The 2,923-nt window shown below is 46.3% G+C and carries 4 protein-coding genes; 3 read left to right on the top strand and 1 reads right to left on the bottom strand.

The annotated features are described in order from the left end of the window. Positions 1-430: glycosyltransferase family 9 protein (locus tag ACWVCM_RS00850; protein WP_455199800.1), on the top strand; the 430-nt coding region annotated here is incomplete at its 5' end. On the opposite strand, the gene ACWVCM_RS00845 is transcribed toward ACWVCM_RS00850, so the two are convergent. Next, a complete protein-coding gene (locus tag ACWVCM_RS00845) occupies positions 427-1,005 on the bottom strand; it encodes a D-sedoheptulose-7-phosphate isomerase (RefSeq protein ID WP_455199799.1) in 579 nt (192 codons plus the stop codon). The two genes, ACWVCM_RS00850 and ACWVCM_RS00845, sit on opposite strands and share 4 nt — an antisense overlap. A 150-nt stretch (positions 1,006-1,155) precedes the next feature. Between ACWVCM_RS00845 and ACWVCM_RS00840 the strand changes: the two genes are divergently transcribed. Together ACWVCM_RS00840 and ACWVCM_RS00835 are read left to right on the top strand one after the other, a co-directional pair. Continuing rightward, positions 1,156-2,205 (top strand): glycosyltransferase family 9 protein, encoded by a 1,050-nt coding sequence (locus ACWVCM_RS00840; RefSeq protein WP_455199798.1) that lies wholly within the window; start codon positions 1,156-1,158, stop codon positions 2,203-2,205. A gap of 10 nt (positions 2,206-2,215) precedes the next feature. Then, the coding region (locus tag ACWVCM_RS00835) for a glycosyltransferase family 9 protein (RefSeq protein WP_455199797.1) at positions 2,216-2,923 on the top strand (708 nt) is incomplete at its 3' end.

The following is a 2,923-nucleotide window of genomic DNA, read 5'->3' as shown; positions in this document are numbered from 1 at the left end:
TGCACTACGGGTAGTACTCACCGGTGGTCCGAGTATTACTGAACTGGAGATTGGGGAGGAAATTGAAGCCAAATGCCATTTCCCGATTATTAATCTCATCGGCAAAACCAACCTGAAACAACTACTGGCAATTCTACGCAAAGCTAAACTGCTCGTGGCGCCTGACTCCGGGCCGGCTCATATGGCCACTGCTGTCGATACCCCGGTCATTGGCCTATATGCCTGTACTAATCCTGATCGTGCCAGGCCTTACTTTTCCCAGGACTGGGTGATTGACAAATATCAGGAAGCAGTGAAGGAAAAACATGCCAAAGATGCAGCCCACTTGCCCTGGGGGCTGAGGGTGCGTGATGCTGGCACCATGGAACGCATTACGGTGGAAGACGTGACCAATAAGCTGGATGACTTTATGCAGCGAACTGGAAATTAAGCAGGCGTCAGTGCACTATCAATCAAGGAACAAAGTATATGCCCGATGGTGATGTGAGCTTCCTGGATGCGGGCTGTATTATTCGAGGGTACTCGAACACATAAATCACACAGCTCCAACATGTCGCCACCGGTTTCACCGGTGAGCCCAATGGCCATCATACCTTGCTCATTACACTGTTCAATGGCCGCAATGACATTGGATGAATTGCCGGATGTCGAAATCCCAATAAATATATCGCCAGCCTGCCCCAGTGCCTGGACCTGGCGGCGAAAGATATTATCGAAACTGTAATCATTTGCTACAGCGGTAACAGTGGATGAATTGGTAGGCAATGCCAATGCCGGTAATCCAGCGCGCTCGGTTTCAAACCGGCCAACGAGCTCTGCTGCAATGTGTTGTGCATCGGCTGCGCTGCCACCATTACCTGCAAGGATGATCTTGTTGCCATTTTTTAATGCGGTTATGCAATGCTTTGCCATTTCCTGAATAGCATTCAAGGTTTCTTCATTACCCAGCATTTGCTGTTTGACAAGACAAGACGCTTCTAATTGTGATTTAATTGTGTCCAGCATCGGGACGCCACCTGATAATTGAGTGTTTGTACTTTAAAATTTGCACCTTACAATTTGTACTTTACAAATTGCGCTACATTCTCAATTATAACCTGAATCTTGCAATCTTTTTAACTCTATTAACCATTTAAAAATAATCGTTTGTCAATTTTGGAACAACACGCTCAAAATTCCCCTGCCAGAATCCTAGTTATACGCGCCGGCGCCCTGGGTGATACCGCCTATGCCTCCAGTATCATTGAACCATTGCGTCACACTTATGGTAACCAGGATGGCGAGAACGTCATTATCGACTGGGTGGCAAAAGCAGGCATCGGCAAGATATTTGAAGCAGATTCTCGCATACGCCACGTGTTTGAGCTCAAGAGCCGACGTACACCGTTAATTGCCAATAAAGGCAAGCAACAAATCATAAAACAGTCTTTTCGTGAGCCTTACGACCTGGTCATAAACCTGGAACTGGGTTCTATTTTTGATACGACACTTCGCCTGATAAGAGCCAGGCAAAAAATTGGTTCTCCTTATCAACATTTCACTGAAGGCAAAGAAACTCATGCAGTGGAAAACCTGCAGATGATTTATCGGAGTTTTTTAAATGAAACTGCCATGCCGTATGCCTATCCCAAATTACAGGGAACAGACACAACGACAGTTAAAAATAAATTTGACCTCAGCAAACAGTACCTGGTGCTGGTTCCCAGTAATAGCCATTACAAATCAGCACCAGAGAGTAACTACCGCGCCTGGCCTATACCGCACTGGCAGGAATTAATCGCAAAGCTCTGTAAAAGTAACTCGCAGGTTGTCATCATCGGGGGACGCAATGAAGCAGATTTTTTTAAACTGCTGGAGCCGTTACCAAAAAATATCTGTGACCTGGTAGGGAAAACAAGCTTCCCGGAATTAATTGGACTCATTAGTGGCGCCAGCGCTGTTATATCAACCGATACGGGTCCTGCCCATATTGCCGGCGCTGTGAATACACCGGTTTATGCCATTATTGGTCCAACCAATTTCAAACGAACCGGCCCCTACCCTACGCCGGATAATGAAATACATATCCTTAGCGCCAATCTGCCATGCAGCCCCTGTTATCACACACAGCGTTTTAAGGAATGCGAAAAAAATCGTTGTATGTATGAAGTCACACCTGAACAGGTCATTCATGCACTTCAACAGCAAAATGTCATCGCGAGCTAATGCTTCACCCATGAAACACAAACCTAAAAAAATACTGGTGATCCGCAATGACAAGCTCGGTGATTTCATGCTGTCCTACCCGAGCTTTGCACTATTGAAACAGGCCCTGCCTGATTGTGAGACATTTGCGCTGGTACCCGAATACACACGAGATATGGCTGAAGCTTGCCAATGGATCGATCATATTATTATTGACCCTGGTAAAGACAGCGGCCTGCAAGGATTACGTGGTCTTATCAGTATTTTTCGAAACTACAAGCTGGATGCCGCCATCACGCTGTTTTCAACGACTCGCATAGGTTTTGCGTTGGCAGCGGCTCGCCTGGCTTACCGATTGGCACCGGCCACCAAGGCAGCGCAATTTTTCTATAATCACAAGTTGGTTCAACGACGTTCGCGTTCTGAAAAACCTGAATACCAATACAACCTGGATCTGATCCATTATTTCCTGCAATCGCAAAATAGTGACACCCGCGAAACATCCAGCCCGCCCTATTTGCAATTCAATGAAGAAGAAGTTCAACAATTAAAAGCTGCGTTTTGTAAAACGCACAATCTCAATATCGCTCATCCAATCCTGTTTATTCATCCAGGCAGTGGCGGTTCTGCCAACAACCTGTCACTGGAACAGTACCAGCAATTAGCGGCCACCCTGGCAACTATGGCGACCATTAATATCGTGATATCAGCTGGTCCAGGAGAGTTTCAGTATGCGGAG

The sequence above is a fragment of the Kaarinaea lacus genome, from assembly GCF_975902315.1.
Note: the sequence above shows the minus strand (reverse complement) of the source record. Positions and strands in the feature narration are given on the sequence as shown.